The sequence below is a fragment of the Temperatibacter marinus genome (assembly GCF_031598375.1).
GTDB classification, from domain to species: Bacteria; Pseudomonadota; Alphaproteobacteria; order Sphingomonadales; family Kordiimonadaceae; genus Temperatibacter; species Temperatibacter marinus.
The window spans coordinates 160,810-181,408 of sequence record NZ_CP123872.1; the positions used below are offsets into that span (position 1 = coordinate 160,810).

Below are 20,599 nucleotides of genomic sequence, written 5' to 3' on the forward strand. Positions count from 1 at the left end.
ATCCCCACAAGCCTACCCTTTCATTATTCTTTAAAATTTTACGCATCTGCCGCTGTCTCTGAATCAACACTCAGTGTAACAGCAGGCTCGCTCTCGACCTTAACATCTTCGGCCGGTGCTGCTTTCTGCTGACGCGACGCTGCTAGCTGAACTGCAGCATCCAACTCTATTTGATTACATAGACCCAAAGCCACAGGATCCTTTGCAGAAATATTAGAAATATTCCAGTGTGTTTTTTCACGAATGGCTAGAATTGTTGGCTTCGTTGTACCTACCAGGCGACTAATCTGCAGGTCTGTCAACTCTGGATGATTCCGTACGAGCCAAGCAATCGCATCAGGCTTGTCACCCCGCTTAGAGAGCGGTGTATAACGTGGCCCTTTAGTTCTTTGACGCGGAGCAATATCAGCGACAGAAAGAACAAGGGCTGCAGATGGATCCGCTTGACAGCGGTTAATCTCATCCCAAGTCAATTGACCATTGTTGATTGGATCTTGGCCAACCATATTTATCGCGACAGTGCCATCGGCAATGCCCTGAACCTCTAGTTCATGAATAGAACAAAAATCAGAGATTTGTTTAAATGTCAGTGCCGTATTATCTACGAGCCATACTGCTGTAGCCATTGGCATAAGTGGCTGAGTCATCCTCTTTCCCCTTTAAATACAGGTGTCTTCCCAGCAGACCACCCTTTGGGTGAAACCTGCCCCTAAGCTTTATTGAGTTGTAAGCTGAGGGAGAAGACTAATCTTCATGCAAGGACACTAGCACTCAAAGTTGCGCCTGTCACTTGGAATCTGATCAGAGATAAAATTTACACTGTGAGGATAATTTTCCCCTGGTGCTCACTTGTTTCCATGAGGGCGTGAGCATCTTCTGCCTGATCAAGTGGAAAGGTCTTATAGATCTGAGGGACACAGGATTTATTTTCAAGGAGAGGCCAGACCTTTTCATGTAAGGATTGTGCTATTGCCCCTTTGAACTCTTTATCCCTTGCTCTGAGGGTACTGCCTGTTAAGGTTAATCTTTTCAGCATCACTGGCAGCATATTCAAAGTTAGATTTGGGCCTTTTAAAAAAGCAATAGAGACATGGCGCCCCTCAGGAGCCATACATTGGATATTTCTATCAATATAATCACCACCAACCATATCTAATACGACATTCACCCCTGCAGAACGGGCCTCCGAAATGATTTGCACATAGTCCTCAGTTCGATAGTTTATAACTAAATCTGCCCCCAGATTCTTGCAAAATTCAGTCTTATCATCAGAACCTGCCGTTGCTATCACATCTGAGCCAAAGGCCTTGGCTAATTGGATAGCCGTTGATCCAATACCTGATGAGCCGCCGTGCACCAAAAGCGTATCACTATTTTCTAAACCTGCTCGATCAAAGAGATTAGACCAAACAGTAAAATAGGTCTCAGGCAGTGCTGCTGCTTCAATAAAATCTAGACCTGATGGAATCGGAAGAACACATTCGGCATATGCAAGGCCATATTCCGCATATCCTCCGCCCGTGAGCAGGGCACAAACACGCTGACCAATGGCTATATTTTTTACACCGTGACCAACACTTTCAACAATGCCTGCCACCTCAAGGCCAGGAATATCGCTTGCACCAGGAGGCGGCGGATAAAAGCCCTGTCGCTGAACTATATCAGGCCTATTAACGCCAGCAGCCTTCACTGCAATCAACACTTCCCCTGAACTAGGGGAAGGCTTAGGGCGTTCTACAGCACTGAGCACCTCAGGCCCACCGGGTTTAGATATCTCAATAGCACGCATTTACATCTCCCTATTTATAGATATAAACTGCCAAGTCTTGACTGAACATGCAAGGAGAAGCGCAATGGATATGGATGATTTGCCATTAAGGAAATCTGATGAGCTCGAAGCCCTAGAAAAACAGGACCTTTCCACCCATGGAGTTGAGGAGCTTGTGGATCGCATTGAGCGATTACATCTAGAGGTTAAACGAGCCGAAGCTGAGAAGGCCTTGAGAGGGGATAGCCTCTCTGCAGCAGAAGCCCTCTTCAAATAAAAAGGTCATCCGTCGAATATGTTGAATTTTAGTTTATTTTTCAAACTAGTTTTGATATACACGATGAATATGAGTCACACTCATCATACCAACCCCAGATAATTGGAAATGTGGAGCTCTCATCATGAGTGAAGACATAGCAGATAAAACGGTTAAACAGGCACAGGCTGATCTTGATTTCATTAAAGGAATTGTCGCAGAACATAATCCTAGCTTGAAAATTGCTGGCATCTTATATGGTTACGCTGGGCTTATCTATGGCATTCAATGTTTGCTCACATGGCTTGCTTTCTTGGGCCTATATGAATATTCAGGCCTCACAGCGCTCACGATTTCTATTTTACCGACCATCATATATATTGCCATATGCATTTATTATGCACGCATAGACACTCCCTCCCTCAATGAAGTTGGAACAGCGTCACGAGCTGTGGGCTCTATGTTTGCCGGCATCGGCATGGCTAACACTGTGATGGCTGTTATTATTGGGTGGATGACCTATGCAAGACAGGATGTCTCTTTATGGATGTTATTCCCAATTGTGATCTGTGCTTTCCAAGGGTCGGCATGGTTTACAGCAGCGATGATCCTAAGATATACATGGATGTATCTTGTCACTGCTGGTTGGTTCATTACCGCCCTTGCCATGGGCATATTCATTGATAATGGCACGACATATTTCCTTGTTTTGGGGGCAGCCATGATTGGTCTCATGGGGCTCTCCGGACTGAAAATGGCTCGGTCAGGGAAATAATCCTTATGAGCACGCCTGAGCTTCAAATCAATAAAATTAACGAGATCATACATGGCCGCATACGGTTGGGTATTATGGTATACCTTGCCAATGCGGACACAGCGTCCTTTGTGGAACTGAAGACTTCACTTGAAGTAACCCAAGGAAATTTATCCGTTAATATTCGAAAGCTAGAAGAAGCTAGCTATATAAAAGTTGAAAAATCTTTTGCTGGGCGAAAGCCTCTAACAACATGCCGGATCACACACATGGGTCGTGAGGCCTTGTCTATCTATCTTGACACACTTAAATCTGTCTTATCCAATGTTGAATAAAAAAACCGCAAGCTTTCACTTGCGGCATAAAATTTTATAAAAAGAGGCGTCTATGCAGCATCTACTTCCAGAGCGGTATGCACGGCATCAGACTTACCATTTCGTATTTCAATCTGGCGCGGCTTTTTATGCTCAGGAATGATGCGCTTTAAGTTGACCACAAGAAGGCCATTTTCATAGGCCGCATCTCCTACCTTTATGCTTTCGGCCAAATTAAATTGGCGATCAAATGCTCGCTTGGCTATTCCACGATGTAGGTAAGATCTTTCAGAGTTTTCAGGAAGGGATTCACTTCGGATAATTAATCTATTTTCCTCGACCGTAACAACAAGCTCTTCGGGTGAGAAACCAGCGACAGCCATTGAGATCTGATAGTCATCTTCAGAAATTTTCTCAATATTGTAGGGAGGATAGCTACTGCCACCGTCTTCGGCAAAAGCTGTATCTAACATTCTATTTAAGTGATCAAATCCGATTGAACTTTTCATCAAGGGACTTAGGTCAAATCTACGCATTATCATTCTCCTTCTTAAGCGAGGTGTCCCTGACAGCTATGGTCAGTGCGTTTGGACAAAGCATATCTTCCATTTTGGACAGATATTAGGTTTCATACAGCCCCATCATTGGCGACTGTATATTTCATGTAAGAAGGGTGAAAAGAAAAACAAGAGGCAGTCGATCATTTTTCAAAAATCATAAAAATAATCAAACTTCTCTTTATAGAGTTAACTCAATTCCTAGAGAGGGAGTTTATACCCCACAGGTACTTTTCCAACGATAGCTGACGTCACTGGCCCTGTTTCTATAAGATCTGCTGCATACGACTTCACTTTTGCGAGATCAACTGATTCAACATTACTGATCATTTCTTCGATGGGAATGACCCGATCAAAAAACAGTATTTGACGCCCAATCTGTTCAATTCGGCTTGTTGTCGCTTCAATGGCCATAAGTAAACCAGCCTTTAACTGAGCCTTAGCAACATCAAGTTCTTCGCTGGTCATATTCATACTCATGTCTTTCATTTGGTCCAAGGTTACCTGCACCATTTCTGGCACCAGATCAGGAGAAGTCCCGCCATAAACTCCAAAAAGACCATGATCAGAAAAGCAATTGGCAAAGCAATAAATACTATAGGCAAGGCCCCTATTCTCTCTTACTTCTTGAAAGAGACGAGAAGACATGCCCCCACCAAGAGCCATAGAATAAACCTGCAATGCATAATAGTCATCATGATGAAACCCTACTGCTGGAAAACCAAGCGTTACATGACTTTGCTCTAATGCTTTGTCATCAAGGATTGACTTACCTTGATACATAGCAGGTTCGAAGCCCTGATCCTGCCCCTGTGGTAGAGATGAAAATTCTTTCTCAGCAAGGGCGACAAGCTCTGCATGATCCACCTTGCCTGCAGCAGCCAGCACCATATTTTGTGCCGTATAGTGACTTTGCATGAAGCCTTTTAGAGTTGTGCTATTGAAACTGCGAACATTTTCTGGCTGGCCGAGAATGGTCCGGCCTAGCGCTTGATCTGGATAAGCGACCTCTTGCATCAAATCAAAAACAAGATCATCAGGTGTGTCCAAAGCTTGACCAATTTCCTGGATCACAACATCCTGTTCGCGCAAGATTTCTTTATCACAAAGTTTACTATTCTGAATTATATCAGCAAGCATATCTACAGCTAGAGGTAAATCTTCTTTAAGGACGCGTGCATAATAAGTAGTATAATCACGCGTAGTATAGGCGTTCATATGTCCGCCTACGCGCTCAATTTCATAAGCAATATCCCGCGCCGATCGACGCTCCGTCCCTTTAAACAGCATATGCTCTAAAAAATGTGTTATCCCATTTAAAGATGGCTCTTCATACCGAGAGCCAACATTAACCCACACGCCAACAGAAGCTGTTTCCACACTTCTTCGGTATTCAGAAACCACGCGAAGGCCATTAGATAATGTTGTCACTTCAATTGTCATAGAGACTATTTACTTTCTCGAAATTTTTGCATCATTTCTCTAAGTGCAGGCCCATTATTTTCGATAACCCCATATCCTTCATCACGGTCCATTAAATCAGCCATTTTTGCTGGTAGCTCAGGATCTGTACCCGTAGCATTTTCTACAGCATCACCAAATTTAGCCGGGTGTGCTGTGGCTAGGATCACGATGGGTGCGTTGCTATCTTGCAGACAAACTCGCGAGGCCCCTACACCAACAGCTGTATGAGGGTCAATAAGTTCTCCAGTCTCGCAAAGCATCTCTTTCATTAAATCAGATGTTTCTTCATCCGTAATTTGCCTGGCATCAAAAAGCTCTCTAAATGCTTCAAGCTCTGAGTCCTCCAAATCGAAATACCCTAAATCAGAGAATTGGGTTAAGCGCTCTGCAACATCCTTACCTTTCCGGCCTGTCAATTCAAAAAGTAGCCGCTCGAAATTTGATGACACTTGAATATCCATAGACGGTGAGAGGGTAGGTTTTACTTGGCCTTTTGCATATCTTCCAGTTTGGAGTGTCTTTGCTAAAATATCATTGCTATTGGTAGCGATAATTAACTTCTCGATTGGCAAACCCATTTTGTGGGCAACAAACCCAGCAAATATATCACCAAAATTTCCTGTTGGGACGACAAAACTGACCTTCCGGTGCGGGGCACCTAGGCTCACTGCTGTGGTGAAGTAATAGACAACCTGTGCCATAACCCGCGCCCAGTTGATGCTATTCACTGCTGTCAGATTAATATTATCACGGAAAGTAAGGTCGTTAAAACTTTCTTTGACAAGTGCTTGGCAATCATCAAACGTCCCTTTAACCGCTAGGTTGATAACGTTTGGTTCAATCACAGTTGTCATCTGCCGACGCTGGACTTCTGAAACACGGCCCTCTGGATGTAGCATGAAAATAGAGACCGTATCACGGCCGCGTGTCGCTTCAATTGCTGCAGAGCCTGTATCGCCTGAAGTTGCTCCTAAAATACAAATCTCACGATTTTGGCGGGCCGTGAAAATATCAAAAAGGCGACCCAGCATTTGCAACGCAAAGTCTTTAAAAGCAAGCGTTGGTCCATGAAACAACTCTAAGAGATATTCGTTATGAGACAGTTGTTTGACTGGCGCCACGGCTGCATGAGCAAATTGAGGACCATATGTCTCTTCTGCAACAGTCCGCAATTCTGACTCTGACAAAGAACCTTCGACAAAGGGGTATAAAACTTTCACTGCGACTTCCGCATAGCTTAATCCTGCTAAGTTCGCAATGTCATCAGCTTCTAGGATTGGCCAGTATTCTGGTACATAAAGACCGCCATCTCGCGCAAGTCCTGCGAGTGTTACATCTTCGAAACTTAAGCGGTCATCGCTCTCTTGACCGCGGGTAGAAATATACTTCATTTTACAGACCTATTCATTCAAACTGAGGCCATCTTTAGCAGGATTTCCAAGGGATACAAGGTTTTCCATACTCTTCGGTCTTATTTATTATTTTCTTGCGCAAGCTCACGACCTCGCTGAAGCCCAAAGCCAACAAAGACTGCAATGAGCGCTGCTGCAATGCCAAACCATGTAAAGGCATATTCTCTATGGCGATTTGGCAACTTAATCGCCATTTGGCCTTGTAAGGGAAAGGCCGTCTCGTCCCCATTTAAAATGAGCCTAACATCAGCACAAGAGAGATTATTGTTAACAAATGGTGCACACATCTCATCAAGATTGGCCACATACCAAAAATTATTCACCGCATCATTATCAGGTTGAAAGGGTAATGCTGTTACTGACTTTCGGATGTAACCTCTCACAGAGATAGGTCCCGTGGGCCATTTCAACTGAGTGATATCATATTCAAAGGGAACCCAGCCGTAATTTACAAGCAGGACCTTGCCTGTATTATCTTTAAGAGGCTTATAGAGGTGATACCCTGCCTCGCCCTTTTTATTTGTGAGAAAATGCCTATAAGGGGGGACCTCGACTAATTCTCCAGACCATTTTACATGTCTGAACTCATTGTCTATTAGAGCCCCCCTCAAATCACTTACATCGATAGCCGGCAAGGAAAATCGCTCATTCACCTTCTGAATTCTTGCTTGTTTTGGCCCGACCTTTACTGCTTGCCAAGTACCTAAAGAAAAAAGAACTGCCAGGCCTAGAAGGGTACAGATCGAAAGAGCGAGAGAAGGACGGAATTTTTGCATTTATTCAGACTCTTGATTAGAATCAAGGGCGCCTTCGCGCGCATCGTTTTGAAACTGCATCGCTACGATCCATCCTTTTAAGACGCGTAGGGACCAAATAGAACCAAAGATCGTGACCAACGGCCAAACAATTAAGTGGATCCAGAAGGGAACCCCGATTTTAAATTCCAGCCAAAGGGCGCCTAAAGTCACAACAAACCCCATGATGAAGATGGCAAAAACAGCTGGACCATCGGCAGGATCTGCTGCCTTTAAGTCGAAGCCACATATTGCACACTCTTCTGTAAGGGAGAGCGTCAGGGGCGAAGCATAAAGCTTGCCTTCGCCGCAGTTAGGACAAACACAGTTTAGGCCAGCCTGAACAGGCGAAACCGACCGTGATTGCTCACGATCGGTTTCTGTATTCTGAGTATGCTGATCTTGCATCTCTATAACTCCGCAGGGGTATTAAGCGCCCCAGATATATATCGCAAAGAAGAGGAACAACCAAACCACATCGACAAAATGCCAATACCAAGCAGCGGCTTCAAAGCCAAAGTGATGCTCTGGTTTAAAGTGACCTTTATACACACGCGCCAGGCAAACAATCAGGAAGATTGTTCCAACAAGAACGTGGAAGCCATGGAAACCAGTCGCCATGTAGAAGGAGGCTGAATAGACATTGCCTGAGAATTCAAATGCAGCATGGCCATATTCGTAAGCCTGAACACAAGTGAATAATGCGCCAAGGCCAACGGTCAACCACAATCCTTGTTTAAGGGATTTGCGATCATCTTCGATCAGGGCATGATGCGCCCATGTCACAGTCGTTCCAGACAGAAGAAGGATAACTGTATTCAAGAAAGGCAAGTGCCATGGATCAAAAGTCTCAATACCTTTTGGAGGCCAAACAGCTTCATTTGTGAAAACATCCCAGAAATAAGGCGCTTCTTGACCCGCAATTTGCCAGAGATAATTTGCATCCCCATTATTCAACGATGTTGTCGCTTCCACATGGGGGTATAGGGCGAAATTAAAGAAGGCCCAGAACCATGCAACGAAGAACATAACCTCTGAAGCAATAAAGAGAATCATTCCATATCTATGGTGTAACTGTACGACAGGAGTGTGATCGCCACTTTCAGCTTCGTTCACAACATCTTTCCACCAAGTATACATGGTATATAGAACCATGATAAACCCACCAAAGAACATCCAATTCGCGAATGACGCACCCTGAACACCAAATAAGGTAGAATCAGGCTTCATTGAAAAGACTGCACCCACTGTTAAGAACATAACAGCCACAGACATCAAGAATGGCCATGGACTTGGATTTACTAAGTGGTAGTCATGTTTTACTTCTTGACCCGCCATGTTGACTTCTCCTAATACGCGGCACTATCTGCTGGGAGATTTCCAAAGATAGCTAACCTAAACTTTATATAGGGGCAGGCTTAGCGCACTCAGCCCTCTATTTCAATTAATTTTCTTCATTTTCTACAACTTCTTCATCATCTTTCATAACAAAGAAAGTGTAGGACAAGGTAATTTCAGTCACATCTCGCAAATTGATATCTTCATTCATCTCAGGTGCAACAAAGTATAGGACCGGCATATCAATCCTCTCCCCCGGTTTAAGCACTTGCTCAGTAAAGCAGAAACAATCAATTTTTTGAAAATACTCGCCAGCCTTATGAGGTGTTACGTTAAACGTTGCTGTCCCTTTGATCGTGCGATTCGTCGGATTGTAAGCCTCATAGAGCGCAATGCGTTTCTCACCAACATACGAGTCCTGGATATTTTGCTTCGGCTTGAACTCCCAAGGCATATCTCTGTGATTATTAGCCACAAAGCGAACTTTGATTTTACGGTCTATGACGTCGACTTCAACATCATCTGCAATTTGGGTCGTCCCACCGTATCCGGTAATCCTGCAAAAGAGCTCATACAAAGGAACTGCCGCATACGACATGCCGACCATGCCTAGAACGACAACCACAATTGCTGTCGCAACACGGTTATTTTTCTGATCGTTATTTTGCATTAAACTATCCTGCTCTAGGGAGTCACTTGATCCAAACGATAGATGGTAACTACTGTGATTAGAAAGACTAACCCAACAAGCGCCAACCCAAGAGCTTTATTGCGTTTCTTCATGTTTTCAGTCACTTCAACTTGCTGAGTTGGAAATTCTTCAGAATTGTTACTCATGATATCCATCCTAAAATAATGCGCTCTAGAGCGAGCGTTGCAAACACTGCAAAAAGGTAAAAGATTGAAAAGAGAAACAATCTCTTTTCAGCGCCCTCGCGTTTCATAGAAATACATAAGGCATAGTAGACAAAAATCAAACCTAGCATCGCTGTAACCACACCATAAGCCAGCCCAGCAAATCCCATGAAATAGGGAAGGACAGCAAAGGGAGCCAGCAACAACGAGTAGACTATGATATTATTCCGTGTTGCCTGATCGCCGTGTACAACTGGCATCATAGGCACTTTAACACGTTCATAGTCATTCGAGATAAAGAGTGACAGTGCAAAAAAATGTGGTGGCGTCCAGATAAAAATAATACCGAACAAAACCAATGATTCTAATGTGACACTATCGGTCACAGCAGCCCATCCAATCATAGGAGGAAAAGCCCCTGCTGCACCGCCAATTACAATATTTTGCGGCGTACGGCGCTTCAGCCAAATGGTATATATGACCACATAAAAGAAAATGGTTAGGGCAAGAAGCACTGCAGACGTGACATTAATGAGGATCCCCATCAAGAAGACTGATCCGAAAGAGAGGATCATTCCATATGTTTTCGCATGGTCCGCAGAAACTTTTCCCGCAGGAACTGGCCGTCCTTTTGTCCGATCCATATCCTGATCAATATCCGCATCATACCACATATTTAGAGCGCCGGAAGCACCGGCCCCAATAGCGATCAGGAGAACAGACACAAAGGCCATAATCGGATGCATGTCGCCGGGAGCAGCGATAACTCCGACAAAGGCAGTAAAGATTACGAGAGACATTACTCTTGGCTTCAGCAGCTGAAAGTAATCATTCACATCAGCATTTGCAGACTGTGTATTATGCTCGCTCATTCTCTATCCTATACGCGTTATGAGTTCGTCAGGACACCTGTCCCAAATTTGCTTCAGCCCCCTGCCCTGAAAATAGGACAGAGGGCTGGTTATTTATACCCTTAGGGCCATTCCAGATAAGATCTTACTTAATCTTTGGCAGTTCGTTGAACTGATGAAAAGGTGGAGGGGACGTCAATGTCCACTCAAGAGTTGTCGCTCCTTCACCCCATGGATTGTCTGCCACATCCTTCTTACGTACAAAGAGTGTATACGCGAAGACAAGGATGAACATAACAACACCAACAAGGGTAATCGCATAGCCAATTGATGAAACCATATTCCAATATGCTTGCGCATCAGTATAGTCAACATAACGGCGCGGCATTCCCTGTAAACCTAGGAAATGTTGCGGGAAGAAAATAGTATTCACGCCAATAAATGTGATCCAGAATTGAATCTTACCAGCCCACTCAGGATATTGCTTTCCAGACATTTTGCCCATCCAGTAATATAACCCTGTGAAGATGGCAAAAACAGCACCAAGTGAGAGAACATAGTGGAAGTGAGCCACAACATAATAAGTATCATGAAGAACAACATCAGCACCAGCATTTGACAATACAACGCCCGTCACGCCCCCTACAGTGAAGAGGAAGATAAAGGCAATCGCATAAAGCATCGGTGTATTGAAGGTGATAGAGCCTCCCCACATTGTTGCAATCCACGAGAAAATCTTAACCCCCGTGGGAACCGCGATAATCATTGTTGCAACAACAAAGTATGCCTTCGTATCAACATCCAGCCCTACAGTATACATATGGTGAGCCCAAACGATAAACCCGATGAAGCCAATCGCTGCCATGGCATAGGCCATCGCAAGATATCCAAACACAGGCTTCTTTGAGAAGGTTGAGACTACATGAGAAACAATACCAAAGGCAGGCAGAATCATGATGTAAACTTCAGGGTGTCCAAAGAACCAGAATAAATGCTGGAATAAAATTGGGTCACCGCCCCCTGCTGGATCGAAGAATGTTGTGCCGAAGTTACGGTCTGTTAGCAACATTGTAATGGCCCCAGCAAGTACAGGAAGAGACAGAACAAGAAGGAATGCAGTAATCAGAATTGACCATGCAAACAAAGGCATCTTGTGAATTGTCATTCCAGGCGCGCGCATATTAAAGATTGTCGTAATATAGTTGATCGCCCCCATGATCGAAGACGCTCCTGCCACGTGCAGTGACAATATCGCTAGATCCATTGAAGGTCCTGTGTGTCCCGAGGTTGAAAGCGGCGCATAGGCCGTCCAACCGCCACCAAAACCATTCATTCCAGCCGTCCCTTCGACAACAGTTGAAAGCAGCAACAAGATGAAGGCTGGAGGCATTAACCAGAATGATACGTTATTCATTCTTGGGAAAGCCATATCAGGCGCACCAATCATCAAGGGAACAAAATAGTTACCAAAACCACCGATCAGAGCTGGCATGACCATAAAGAAGACCATGATCAAGCCGTGACCTGTCGTTAAGACGTTAAAAAGATGTTTCGCTTCTTCAACTGTCACACCAAATAATTGTGGGAGAACAGTCACGCCTGGCTCAGCCAATTCCCAGCGCATAAGGCCAGACATTGTAAAGCCAATCAGGCCTGCGAAAAAGGCAAACCAAAGATACATTACACCGATATCTTTATGGTTTGTTGAATAAAGCCAGCGACGCCAGCCTGTAGGATCTGCATGAGCCATTGCTCTTGTCCTTTCCTCTACTCTAGCGACCAAGCGCTGTTGTTGCTTTGACAGGGCCTTCAGCATACAAACCTTTTGCATGCTCAACCCACTTGGCGAAATCTTCTTTGCTTACAACTTGTACAGCAATTGGCATATAGGCGTGGTCTTTACCGCAAAGCTCAGAGCACTGTCCGTAGAAGACACCGATTTTATCAACCTTAACCCAAGTCGCATTCAAACGACCAGGAACAGCATCCAGCTTTACGCCGAAACGAGGGACTGTCCAAGAATGGATCACGTCGCTAGCTGTTAAGTTGATTTTAATCGCTGTATTCACAGGAATAACCAATCGTGTATTGGTATCTAGTAAGCGTGCATTTAATGTAGCCGCGAAGCCAAGATGATCTGTAATTTCTTCTTCTGCCTGTGCTTTCGCATTCGGATCAAAAGAACCTTCAGGATTATTTTCAAATGCTGCATTAGGCACAATTACAGAAGTGAACTCAATGCCCGAATGATCAGGATAATTATAGGTCCAGTTCCACTGATTACCTGTCACGTTAATCGCAAACTCAGTTTCAGGAACGACGTCTTGAAAATAGAGAAGTTTGATTGACGGCACTGCGATAGCAGCAAGGATCAGAACAGGAACGGCAGTCCACACAACTTCAAGAAGGGTATTGTGGGTAAATGTCGCCGATTCAGGATTACGCTTTGCATTATAGCGCAAAGCTATCCAAACCAAGAGCAAGAATACAAAAATTGTAATCAGGGTGATGATGATAAGCAGCAGCCAGTGGAAATCAAACATTTCTGCAGCCTGCTGATTTGCAGGCTCAGGAAGCCAAATTCCTTTTTCTACAGGTTTCCCCACAGTCTCAGCTAATGCAGAAAATGACAATCCACTCAGGACTGACAAAAATGCAGCAAGCCTTTTAATAAGCATAATATACTTTCCTTTTCATACGCCACTAAGTCAATTTCCGCTCAAAGACCAGAAGAACGTCTCTTCTGAAAACGATGGAATTCTTGACCCGTAGGACAAAATATCTGACAAAAACAAGCATGCCTAAGCATCGACTTTCTTTGTCGACATTGGCCCCGTTATACCAAAGGTTCAGAAAGGCTCAAGGTTTCATTGCTTGTTTTTGCATATTTTTTTTAAGAAATATCTTTTTTGCATATAAAATCCGCTCTCATATTAATGTTTTTTTCGCGGAAACACTTGAATAATTGAGATTATGGATAAGATTTAAGTAAAAAGATGTAACACTTGATTTTTTCTGCTAGCAAGACAACTATAAAATAAGAAATGACCAAACACTTTCAATAAAGGGCCAATTTATGGAAAAGCTTCCTAACAATCCATTTTTCGAACAGAATCAGTTGGATCAAAATCAGGCGCAAGACGTTGTTGATTCCACTCTTCATGGAATGGATGATGGGGAACTTTATCTACAATCCTCTGTCTCAGAATCCTTTTCGTTTGATGATGGACGACTAAAGGCTGCCTCCTATGACCAATCACAGGGATTTGGACTCAGAGCTGTTAAAGACGATTCCACTGGCTTTGCCCACGCCAGCGAATTATCAAACGAGGCGATCAAGAGAGCTTCGTCCACAGTAGGCGCAATTAAGTCTGGACAAACGGGAACAATGGCAACACATCCCGTCAGAACAAATCGCCTCGTATACAGCCCCGAAAACCCTCTGGACGGTATGGATTTTTCTCGCAAAATCGCTCTTCTTGAAGAGATAGATCGCTACACAAGATCAAAGGATCCTCGAATTGCCCAAGTGAGTGCTTCACTGAATGCCTCTCACAGTCATATACAAATCATGCGGGCCGGAGGCTTCTCAGTAGGCGACATTCGCCCCCTTGTTCGGCTAAATATACAAGTTGTGTTGAAGTCGGGGGAACGTCAAGAAGTCGGGTATGAAGGATGCGGCGGCCGATATAACTATGATCAGCTGTTTGATGAAAGTCTATGGCAAGCTCAGGTCCATGAAGCAATCAGACAAGCCGAAGTGAATTTAGAAAGTGTTGCCGCCCCAGCGGGAGAGATGACAGTCGTCTTAGGACCGGGCTGGCCCGGTGTCCTTCTTCACGAAGCGGTAGGTCACGGCCTTGAAGGAGATTTCAATCGAAAAGGGACCAGTGCGTTTGCTGGCCTGATGGGCGAGAGAGTGGCTGCCAAAGGTGTGACAGTGGTTGACGACGGTACCATGGACAACCGAAGAGGCAGTCTTTCAATCGATGATGAGGGCACACCTACAGAGCGTACAACTCTTATCGAAGACGGAATTCTAACTGGCTATATGCAGGATCGACTTAACGCACGACTTATGGGCGGAGCCTCAACAGGCAACGGCAGGCGTCAAAGCTATGCACATGCCCCAATGCCTCGAATGACCAACACTTTCATGCTCGCTGGTGATAAAGACCCAGCTGAAATTCTGGCTTCTGTTGAGGACGGGCTTTACGCGGTCAATTTTGGCGGCGGGCAGGTAGACATTACAAACGGAAAATTTGTCTTTAGTTGTACAGAAGCATACCGAGTCAAAGGGGGTAAAATTGCCGAACCTGTAAAAGGCGCAACGCTCATCGGAAGTGGTCCAGAAAGCTTGAAACATATTTCTATGATTGGCAATGACCTCAAATTAGATAACGGTGTTGGCATGTGCGGAAAAGGCGGACAAACAGTCCCCGCTGGTGTGGGACAACCTACAATGAGGATCGAAGGCTTGACCGTCGGCGGCACAGGATAACATCTTTCAAAAGACATAACTTGAATAATAGCCTAAAAACGCTTATATTTGTCAGATACTATAAGAGCGACAAAACAGCTCATACACGACAGACGATAAATGGAGGCCAAAATGGCTCGTATTCTTTGCCGAATAATCGGCTCAGCCTTATGCTTTATAGGCATCATAGGCATGTTAACCCCTATTCCCTTTGGTATAATATTCTTTGTTATTGGCTTGATGTTCCTCGTGCCAAGCACGCCCTCTGCAGCCAGACTTGTTCAAAAAGCTCGGAAGCAGTTTGGCCTTTTTGATAAATCAATGTCTTTTGCGACAAACAAAATGCCATACCCTTACAGACGCATTCTACGCCGTACAGAAATCGATCCAATTGAGTAGTTGGTAGAATGAGAGCAAAAAAAAGCCAGTGAATTTCACTGGCTTTGAAATTGAATATCTATAAACTCTATTCTTCCGGTTTATATAATCCTTTGTAAGAGTTGTCATCATCAACAACCAATAAGAACTTCACATCTTTGTGGCGCATATCTTCGTCTGCTTTGTAGACAATCTCACTTGAAGTTACAGTTTCAAAATGACTACTCATAACCTGATGAGCGGTCACTTCTTCAATACGACGTGTAACACGCAAAGCAACAGCAAGCTGATCTTTCGTCACAACCCCAATAGGTTTAGACTCTTCGTTCACGACGACGGCCACACCGTGTGCACCCCCAGCCATTTCAGACGCAAGTTCAAGCAGAACGATTGACGGGCTTACAATTGGTACTGATTTCACAGCCATCAAATCTGAGACTGTATTGAGAAGCTTCTTACCAAGCGAGCCGCCTGGGTGAAAGCGTGCAAATTCTGTAGCGCCAAAATTCCTAAGCTGCATCAAAGCGAGAGCAAGAGCATCCCCGATCGCACTTGTCACCGTAATCGACGTCGTTGGCACTAAATTTTGAGGACATGCCTCTTCATCCACATGAATATCAATCACAACATCAGAAATGGAGGCTAGCGATGAATTTGGTTTTCCTGTGATTGCAAGTACTTTATTACCAAACTTTTTCAAATGAGGAACCAGCTGGATAATTTCTTGCGTTTCACCAGAATAAGAGATCAACATCAACGTGTCTTTAGGGGTAATCATCCCTAGATCCCCATGACTAGCCTCAGCAGGATGCAAGAAGAAAGAAGGCGTTCCGGTAGACGCCATTGTCGCAGACACTTTTCTGCCCACGTGCCCTGATTTTCCCATACCGATAATGATCACATGCCCCTTGGTCTGCATGATCATTCTGAGAGCTGCACGATAAGTATCTCTTGAAAATATTTTGGAAAGCTTATCTAAAGCTTGGCTTTGCTGAACAAAGGCATCCGCAACATGATCTAAGGTATCATTAAGGTCACTGCGCAATCCATTAGGAATTTCAAGGATATTATCAGGTAAACTTTTATCCATAAGTAAGTCTCAACTAAGAAGTATAAAAAGTACTCTTCCACTATTCCGATTTAATGAGCGGAATATTACAGTAAAATTGTTCTTGTGCAATGCATTATTCTAATTTTATTTAATAAATAAGATTACTATCTCTCTGAAAAGGTTATTTATTTACATGCCTCCTCACCTAAAGCATAAGGAAAACCATAGGTTTTGTTTGCTTTGAAACTATGTGGTTCATAAAAACAACACTTTGACAAAATTCTTAAGATCAATTCTTATGGTTGAAGAATTCGTTCTTGAAGAATTGAAATAATAGTTCGAGCTGTTTCACGCCGTTTACAATAATAATCTCCAGGCAGCAGACACTGCCTTTTTAGTCGTGAAATGAAAGAGTGATATTCTTTCATCGGCTCTCTAAGGACTGGTGCCGCCATAAATTCGTCGAAGGAAAGTGTTTCATTTGTCTGAGCCAAGTCCTGATATATAGCCGTCCCAAAGAGATACGTGGGCACTTTCTCTCTTAGAGCGACTAGCCCAACAGTACTGTTGATTGTTAGACATGCCGTCGCTCTAGACAAAATGGCCTCCAGATCGACTTCAAAGCCATACAGAATAAACGCCTCAACATGATGCTCTTGAGCCAGCTTCTTAATAAGTGCAGCATAATGCTTGAAGCCCCGATCCATTGGATGATGCTTCAAAAGAAGAAGATCTCCGTCCTGCCTTGACGCTGCAAATTTACCGATAAGGAATGAAATATATTCTTCGACTGAGTCAAAAGGAGAATGGTAAATAATTTGGGAATCAACAGAAACTTGCAGAGGCGCAAAAAAGAGACGCCCTTGATGAGACACAAGTTGCCGCATAATTTTATTATCATTTGTCTTGACCGTTAGTTTCCTAACCCCAGCCCAGACCCACTTACACATCTCACCAAACCCTGCTCCTGGTCTATGATGGATATAGCCCTTAAACAGCCCCTGAAAATAAAAAAACATATGATAATAAATAATCCCCCAAAATGTGCGCCGAGCAAAAGTCGGCACAACAGATATTGGCTTAGGGTCTTGGTCGTGATGACAGGCTACCTCTCCAGAAACGAGCATAGGCGAGTTGCCGTTATTCCCCCCCCACTCCGCTGTGATGAATCCAGGTCTCACATATCCTTCTTCTAAACACAGGACTGGTATAGATTTTTTTTCCCCAACAAGTCTCGCTACTTGATGATAATGCCGGCTTTCTCCGTATAGAATAATTCCATCAATTGCCCTATCCTCGATATATTGACGGAGATAGGCTTGCCATTCTTCAGCTGCGCCGCGAAAACAGACGATATAATCACCGCGAGCATAGCAGCGATCTCCAGGATTAAAAGCAATCCTATGTGCCACATGACCCTGGGCATTAATCTCATCAGCGAGATCTTCAAAGAAAGGACCAAGAGGGCCCTGAAGGAGAAGAATGTTTTTTTTCTCAGTCATTATTTTAGCAAAGCCTCCGTCAAATAAAGGCCCTTTCGAAGGTAGCTCCTTAGCCTGCTCCAAAAGCCTCTGACTTCGACTGCATTATTCTTACGCTTAGCGCTTTTTATCTCGCCCAGCAAAGCCTCAGGGCTACTCCGTGCTCCAGAAGGCCAACTCACGTATGTAGGATAAACTATGTATGCAGCATAGATTATGTCTTCCAGTGTAAGTGTGCGCCCTCTTCTGTCTGTTTGCAGATGGTCAACCGTCAGCCCCCAGCCGGCGTAAAAAGGCATCCCATAACACTGAACTTCTTTGCCCATCATCATAGCCTCTAATCCAGAGCCTGAGGTCATGACATGCACACTATCGGCAATCTGTATACAGTCCTGAATATCAACATCATCTACGACAGCATCTGCACATTTCTCAAGTGTTTTTCTACACACTTTTCCCGCTCTATTGCCCCCTAGAACATCAGGGTGAGCTTTATAGATAATATAGTCATTGGGATTATTTTTTCTGACAGTCTGAAGCAGAGATGCGTTATCCTTGATCTTGGGAGAGCCTGCAGCAAGAGAAGCATCTCCTTCTACTTGGCCCGTAACCAAAATAATAGACTTTCCTTGATTATCAAATGTCTTTGTAAGTTTTTTACCGACGTTATATTTACTCAGTCTCCCAGCTTTCATCTTTGCAATAAAAGCGGTTGCACGGGCACGGTCTTCCACAGAGAAGTCATGATTAGAGAGAAAATTTTCAAGCGCACTGGGACTAGAGGCGTCATAATACATTCCAATTTTATCAAGAACTAACGAAGCGGGACGGCGTAAATCACTGCCCAAACCAATAGATCTTAAAAAACCATCCTCAATACGCCAAATATCAAGAAAATCTGGAAAATGATGCCTAAATTCTTGAAATTTCTGCCCCCAAACCAAGAGCGCATCTCCAGGCTTATAGGCAAAATTCAGAACATGGCCGCGCTTAATCCAAACGATGTCAGCGTCAGAACCTTGGATAAAATCTCCGATAAACCCTTTCTTCCATAACGAAAAATCAGCTGCAATCACACGCCGCGCCTTTAGACGCGGCATTTGTTTGTCAGCAATGAGATAATCCAAGATTTGTTCCAGTGAACATCTTTTCTTTGAATAGGGACATACATAAATAGGATATACAATAAAAGCAGCAGCGAATAATTCTTCAAGTGTCACCGTTTCTGATCGACGCGGACAGTTTAGTCGATCATACGTAAGCCCCCAACCCGCATAGAATGGCATGCCGAAACAATGAACTGGTTTCTTGCATAACAATGCCTCAAATCCCATTTGAGACGTGACGGTATAGACATGATCAACCTGGTTGATAAGAGTTAAAGGAGGCACATGATCCGTAGAGATATAGTGATCCATATCCTTCAAAGTTTTCAGCTGATTTAAATAGCCCTTCTTTTTGCCTAGGACAACATCAGGATGAGTTTTGATAATAAAGAGAGCGGACGGGTGATTTTCCTTAGCTGACCTGACCATTTCCTCAAAACTATTTTCATCCGCGAGGCCATATTCTATGCCTTTATCCCCAAACGTCTGATCGACCAATAAGATGATCTCTTTCTGGCTTTCTTTCGCTTTTAAGATCGAGAGCTGTGTCTCCTCAGAAAGGTCATTAGACGCATGATTATATTTTGTAATTTTCCATTGTCGTATGCGGTGCATGGCCCTTTCCGACTGGGCTTTTAAAGTCTCATCGAACCAATGACGGTCTTTAAGCAGGTTTTCTAAATCACTGGGTTTTCTAGCGTCATAGTAAATTCCCGTTTGATCCATAATGAGTGAAATGCGTCGGTCATCAATTTCTGGATGCGAAAGATAACTTATAAACCCATCTTCAAGGCGTATATAAGGCAGTCCTTTTTGGCGGGCCAGTGCACGCGCACGTCTCGTATTATCTTTTTGACCCCATCCTACAATAACATCCCCATCCTCTGACCCAGCCTTGGAAAAGTCTTTAAAGAGAGGCATCTCGAGTGCTGCCCTGATCATGGGATCTTTTTTGATACCGCGCGACTTTGTAAAAGCCCGAGCCATTTACACGGCCTCCATCAGCGCCTGGACAGTCTTTAAGTCTTCAGGTGTGTCAACCCCGTGCGGAATTGGATCAGCATAAATGCCTACTTGGATGGTCATGCCCAGCCCTAAGGCTCTGAGTTGTTCTAATTTTTCTAGCGCTTCAAGAGAATTAACAGGTGCTTTTGTTAAGACCTTTAGGCTCGAATGTCGATATCCATAAATACCCACATGACGCAAATATGGAGACTCACCTTGTTCGCTCACTTCGGTATCCCGATCGAAAGGAATTGGAGCCCTTGAAAAGTAAAGTGCTCTATTTTGATCATCAAGAACTGCTTTCACGACATTTGGGTTTGCCACATCTTTGGGCGATGCTATTGGCACCACTATCGTGGTCATCTGAGCCAAAGGATTCTCAGAAAAAAGATCATATGTTTTCTGAACTAACTCAAGAGGAATTAACGGCTCGTCGCCCTGAATGTTGATGATAATCTCATCGTCCTCAAGGCCTATTTTCGCTGCAGCTTCTGCAATTCTATCTGTACCAGATTGGTGACTTGGACTTGTCTTCACTGCCTGTCCACCTGCTTGAATAACTGCTGATTCTATTCGGTCATCATCACAGGCCACCCAGACATTGTCAGCACCGGCAACTTTTCTTGCCTGCTCTAAGACATGCACAATCATCGGCTTACCAGCAATGTCAGCCAGAGGTTTGCCTGGTAAACGGGTAGAATCATAGCGAGAGGGAATGATAATTTTCATAGAATT

22 protein-coding genes are annotated in these 20,599 nt (G+C 44.0%); 5 read left to right on the forward strand and 17 right to left on the reverse strand.

Going from position 1 to position 20,599, the window contains the following annotated elements:
* Window positions 1–38: 38 nt before the first annotated feature.
* Together QGN29_RS00795 and QGN29_RS00800 are read right to left on the reverse strand one after the other, a co-directional pair.
* Window positions 39–647: a DUF1013 domain-containing protein gene (locus QGN29_RS00795; RefSeq protein ID WP_310798739.1), complete on the reverse strand. Its 609-nt coding sequence runs from the start codon at window positions 645–647 to the stop codon at window positions 39–41.
* 167 nt (window positions 648–814) lie between these two features.
* A complete protein-coding gene (locus QGN29_RS00800) occupies window positions 815–1,789 on the reverse strand; it encodes an NAD(P)H-quinone oxidoreductase (protein ID WP_310798740.1) in 975 nt (324 codons plus the stop codon).
* A gap of 64 nt (window positions 1,790–1,853) precedes the next feature.
* Between QGN29_RS00800 and QGN29_RS00805 the strand changes: the two genes are divergently transcribed.
* From QGN29_RS00805 to QGN29_RS00815, 3 genes are all read left to right on the forward strand, one after another.
* Window positions 1,854–2,045, forward strand: a complete 192-nt coding sequence (locus tag QGN29_RS00805) for a DUF1192 family protein (protein ID WP_310798741.1) — start codon at window positions 1,854–1,856, stop codon at window positions 2,043–2,045.
* 124 nt (window positions 2,046–2,169) lie between these two features.
* Entirely contained in the window at window positions 2,170–2,799 is a 630-nt protein-coding gene (locus QGN29_RS00810) for a hypothetical protein (protein ID WP_310798742.1), read from the forward strand.
* Window positions 2,800–2,804: 5 nt separating this feature from the next.
* Window positions 2,805–3,113, forward strand: a complete 309-nt coding sequence (locus QGN29_RS00815; RefSeq protein WP_310798743.1) for a winged helix-turn-helix domain-containing protein — start codon at window positions 2,805–2,807, stop codon at window positions 3,111–3,113.
* A gap of 50 nt (window positions 3,114–3,163) precedes the next feature.
* Here the strand turns inward: QGN29_RS00815 and QGN29_RS00820 are convergent, their stop codons facing one another.
* The 11 genes from QGN29_RS00820 to coxB form a co-directional block, all read right to left on the reverse strand.
* Window positions 3,164–3,628 (reverse strand): Hsp20 family protein, encoded by a 465-nt coding sequence (locus QGN29_RS00820; protein ID WP_310798744.1) that lies wholly within the window; start codon window positions 3,626–3,628, stop codon window positions 3,164–3,166.
* Between the two features lie 222 nt (window positions 3,629–3,850).
* Window positions 3,851–5,092, reverse strand: a complete 1,242-nt coding sequence (locus QGN29_RS00825; protein ID WP_310798745.1) for a M16 family metallopeptidase — start codon at window positions 5,090–5,092, stop codon at window positions 3,851–3,853.
* A gap of 5 nt (window positions 5,093–5,097) precedes the next feature.
* Window positions 5,098–6,504: a threonine synthase gene (thrC, locus tag QGN29_RS00830; protein ID WP_310798746.1), complete on the reverse strand. Its 1,407-nt coding sequence runs from the start codon at window positions 6,502–6,504 to the stop codon at window positions 5,098–5,100.
* A gap of 80 nt (window positions 6,505–6,584) precedes the next feature.
* Window positions 6,585–7,301 carry an SURF1 family protein gene (locus QGN29_RS00835; protein WP_310798747.1) on the reverse strand — a complete coding sequence of 239 codons (717 nt, stop codon included), beginning with the start codon at window positions 7,299–7,301 and terminating at the stop codon, window positions 6,585–6,587.
* Window positions 7,302–7,727, reverse strand: a complete 426-nt coding sequence (locus QGN29_RS00840) for a DUF983 domain-containing protein (RefSeq protein WP_310798748.1) — start codon at window positions 7,725–7,727, stop codon at window positions 7,302–7,304. It abuts the gene before it with no gap.
* Window positions 7,728–7,748: 21 nt separating this feature from the next.
* Complete coding sequence (locus tag QGN29_RS00845; protein ID WP_310798749.1) at window positions 7,749–8,657, reverse strand: cytochrome c oxidase subunit 3; 909 nt, start codon at window positions 8,655–8,657, stop codon at window positions 7,749–7,751.
* Between the two features lie 106 nt (window positions 8,658–8,763).
* Window positions 8,764–9,327 carry a cytochrome c oxidase assembly protein gene (locus QGN29_RS00850; protein ID WP_310798750.1) on the reverse strand — a complete coding sequence of 188 codons (564 nt, stop codon included), beginning with the start codon at window positions 9,325–9,327 and terminating at the stop codon, window positions 8,764–8,766.
* A gap of 14 nt (window positions 9,328–9,341) precedes the next feature.
* Complete coding sequence (locus QGN29_RS00855) at window positions 9,342–9,494, reverse strand: hypothetical protein (RefSeq protein ID WP_310798751.1); 153 nt, start codon at window positions 9,492–9,494, stop codon at window positions 9,342–9,344.
* Window positions 9,491–10,384 carry a heme o synthase gene (locus QGN29_RS00860; protein ID WP_310798752.1) on the reverse strand — a complete coding sequence of 298 codons (894 nt, stop codon included), beginning with the start codon at window positions 10,382–10,384 and terminating at the stop codon, window positions 9,491–9,493. The genes QGN29_RS00855 and QGN29_RS00860 overlap by 4 nt, the downstream gene beginning before the upstream one ends.
* A 124-nt stretch (window positions 10,385–10,508) precedes the next feature.
* Window positions 10,509–12,113 carry a cytochrome c oxidase subunit I gene (gene ctaD, locus QGN29_RS00865; RefSeq protein ID WP_375164663.1) on the reverse strand — a complete coding sequence of 535 codons (1,605 nt, stop codon included), beginning with the start codon at window positions 12,111–12,113 and terminating at the stop codon, window positions 10,509–10,511.
* Between the two features lie 22 nt (window positions 12,114–12,135).
* Complete coding sequence (coxB, locus tag QGN29_RS00870) at window positions 12,136–13,041, reverse strand: cytochrome c oxidase subunit II (protein ID WP_310798754.1); 906 nt, start codon at window positions 13,039–13,041, stop codon at window positions 12,136–12,138.
* A gap of 398 nt (window positions 13,042–13,439) precedes the next feature.
* Here coxB and tldD point away from each other — a divergent pair, with 398 nt between their 5' ends.
* Both tldD and QGN29_RS00880 read left to right on the forward strand, forming a co-directional pair.
* The gene (tldD, locus tag QGN29_RS00875; protein ID WP_310798755.1) at window positions 13,440–14,864 is read left to right on the forward strand and encodes a metalloprotease TldD; all 1,425 of its coding nucleotides are present in this window, start codon (window positions 13,440–13,442) and stop codon (window positions 14,862–14,864) included.
* A gap of 111 nt (window positions 14,865–14,975) precedes the next feature.
* On the forward strand, window positions 14,976–15,242 hold the full coding sequence (locus tag QGN29_RS00880; RefSeq protein WP_310798756.1) for a hypothetical protein: 267 nt from the start codon (window positions 14,976–14,978) through the stop codon (window positions 15,240–15,242).
* A 67-nt stretch (window positions 15,243–15,309) separates the two neighbouring features.
* Here the strand turns inward: QGN29_RS00880 and QGN29_RS00885 are convergent, their stop codons facing one another.
* The 4 genes from QGN29_RS00885 to kdsB form a co-directional block, all read right to left on the reverse strand.
* Window positions 15,310–16,311, reverse strand: coding sequence for a KpsF/GutQ family sugar-phosphate isomerase (locus QGN29_RS00885; RefSeq protein ID WP_310798757.1), 1,002 nt, complete (start codon window positions 16,309–16,311; stop codon window positions 15,310–15,312).
* Window positions 16,312–16,568: 257 nt separating this feature from the next.
* Window positions 16,569–17,774, reverse strand: coding sequence for a capsular polysaccharide export protein, LipB/KpsS family (locus QGN29_RS00890; RefSeq protein WP_310798758.1), 1,206 nt, complete (start codon window positions 17,772–17,774; stop codon window positions 16,569–16,571).
* Entirely contained in the window at window positions 17,774–19,846 is a 2,073-nt protein-coding gene (locus tag QGN29_RS00895; protein ID WP_310798759.1) for a capsule polysaccharide biogenesis protein, read from the reverse strand. Before QGN29_RS00895 ends, QGN29_RS00890 begins: the two co-directional genes overlap by 1 nt.
* Window positions 19,847–20,593 (reverse strand): 3-deoxy-manno-octulosonate cytidylyltransferase, encoded by a 747-nt coding sequence (kdsB, locus tag QGN29_RS00900; protein WP_310798760.1) that lies wholly within the window; start codon window positions 20,591–20,593, stop codon window positions 19,847–19,849. It abuts the gene before it with no gap.
* Window positions 20,594–20,599: the final 6 nt, after the last annotated feature.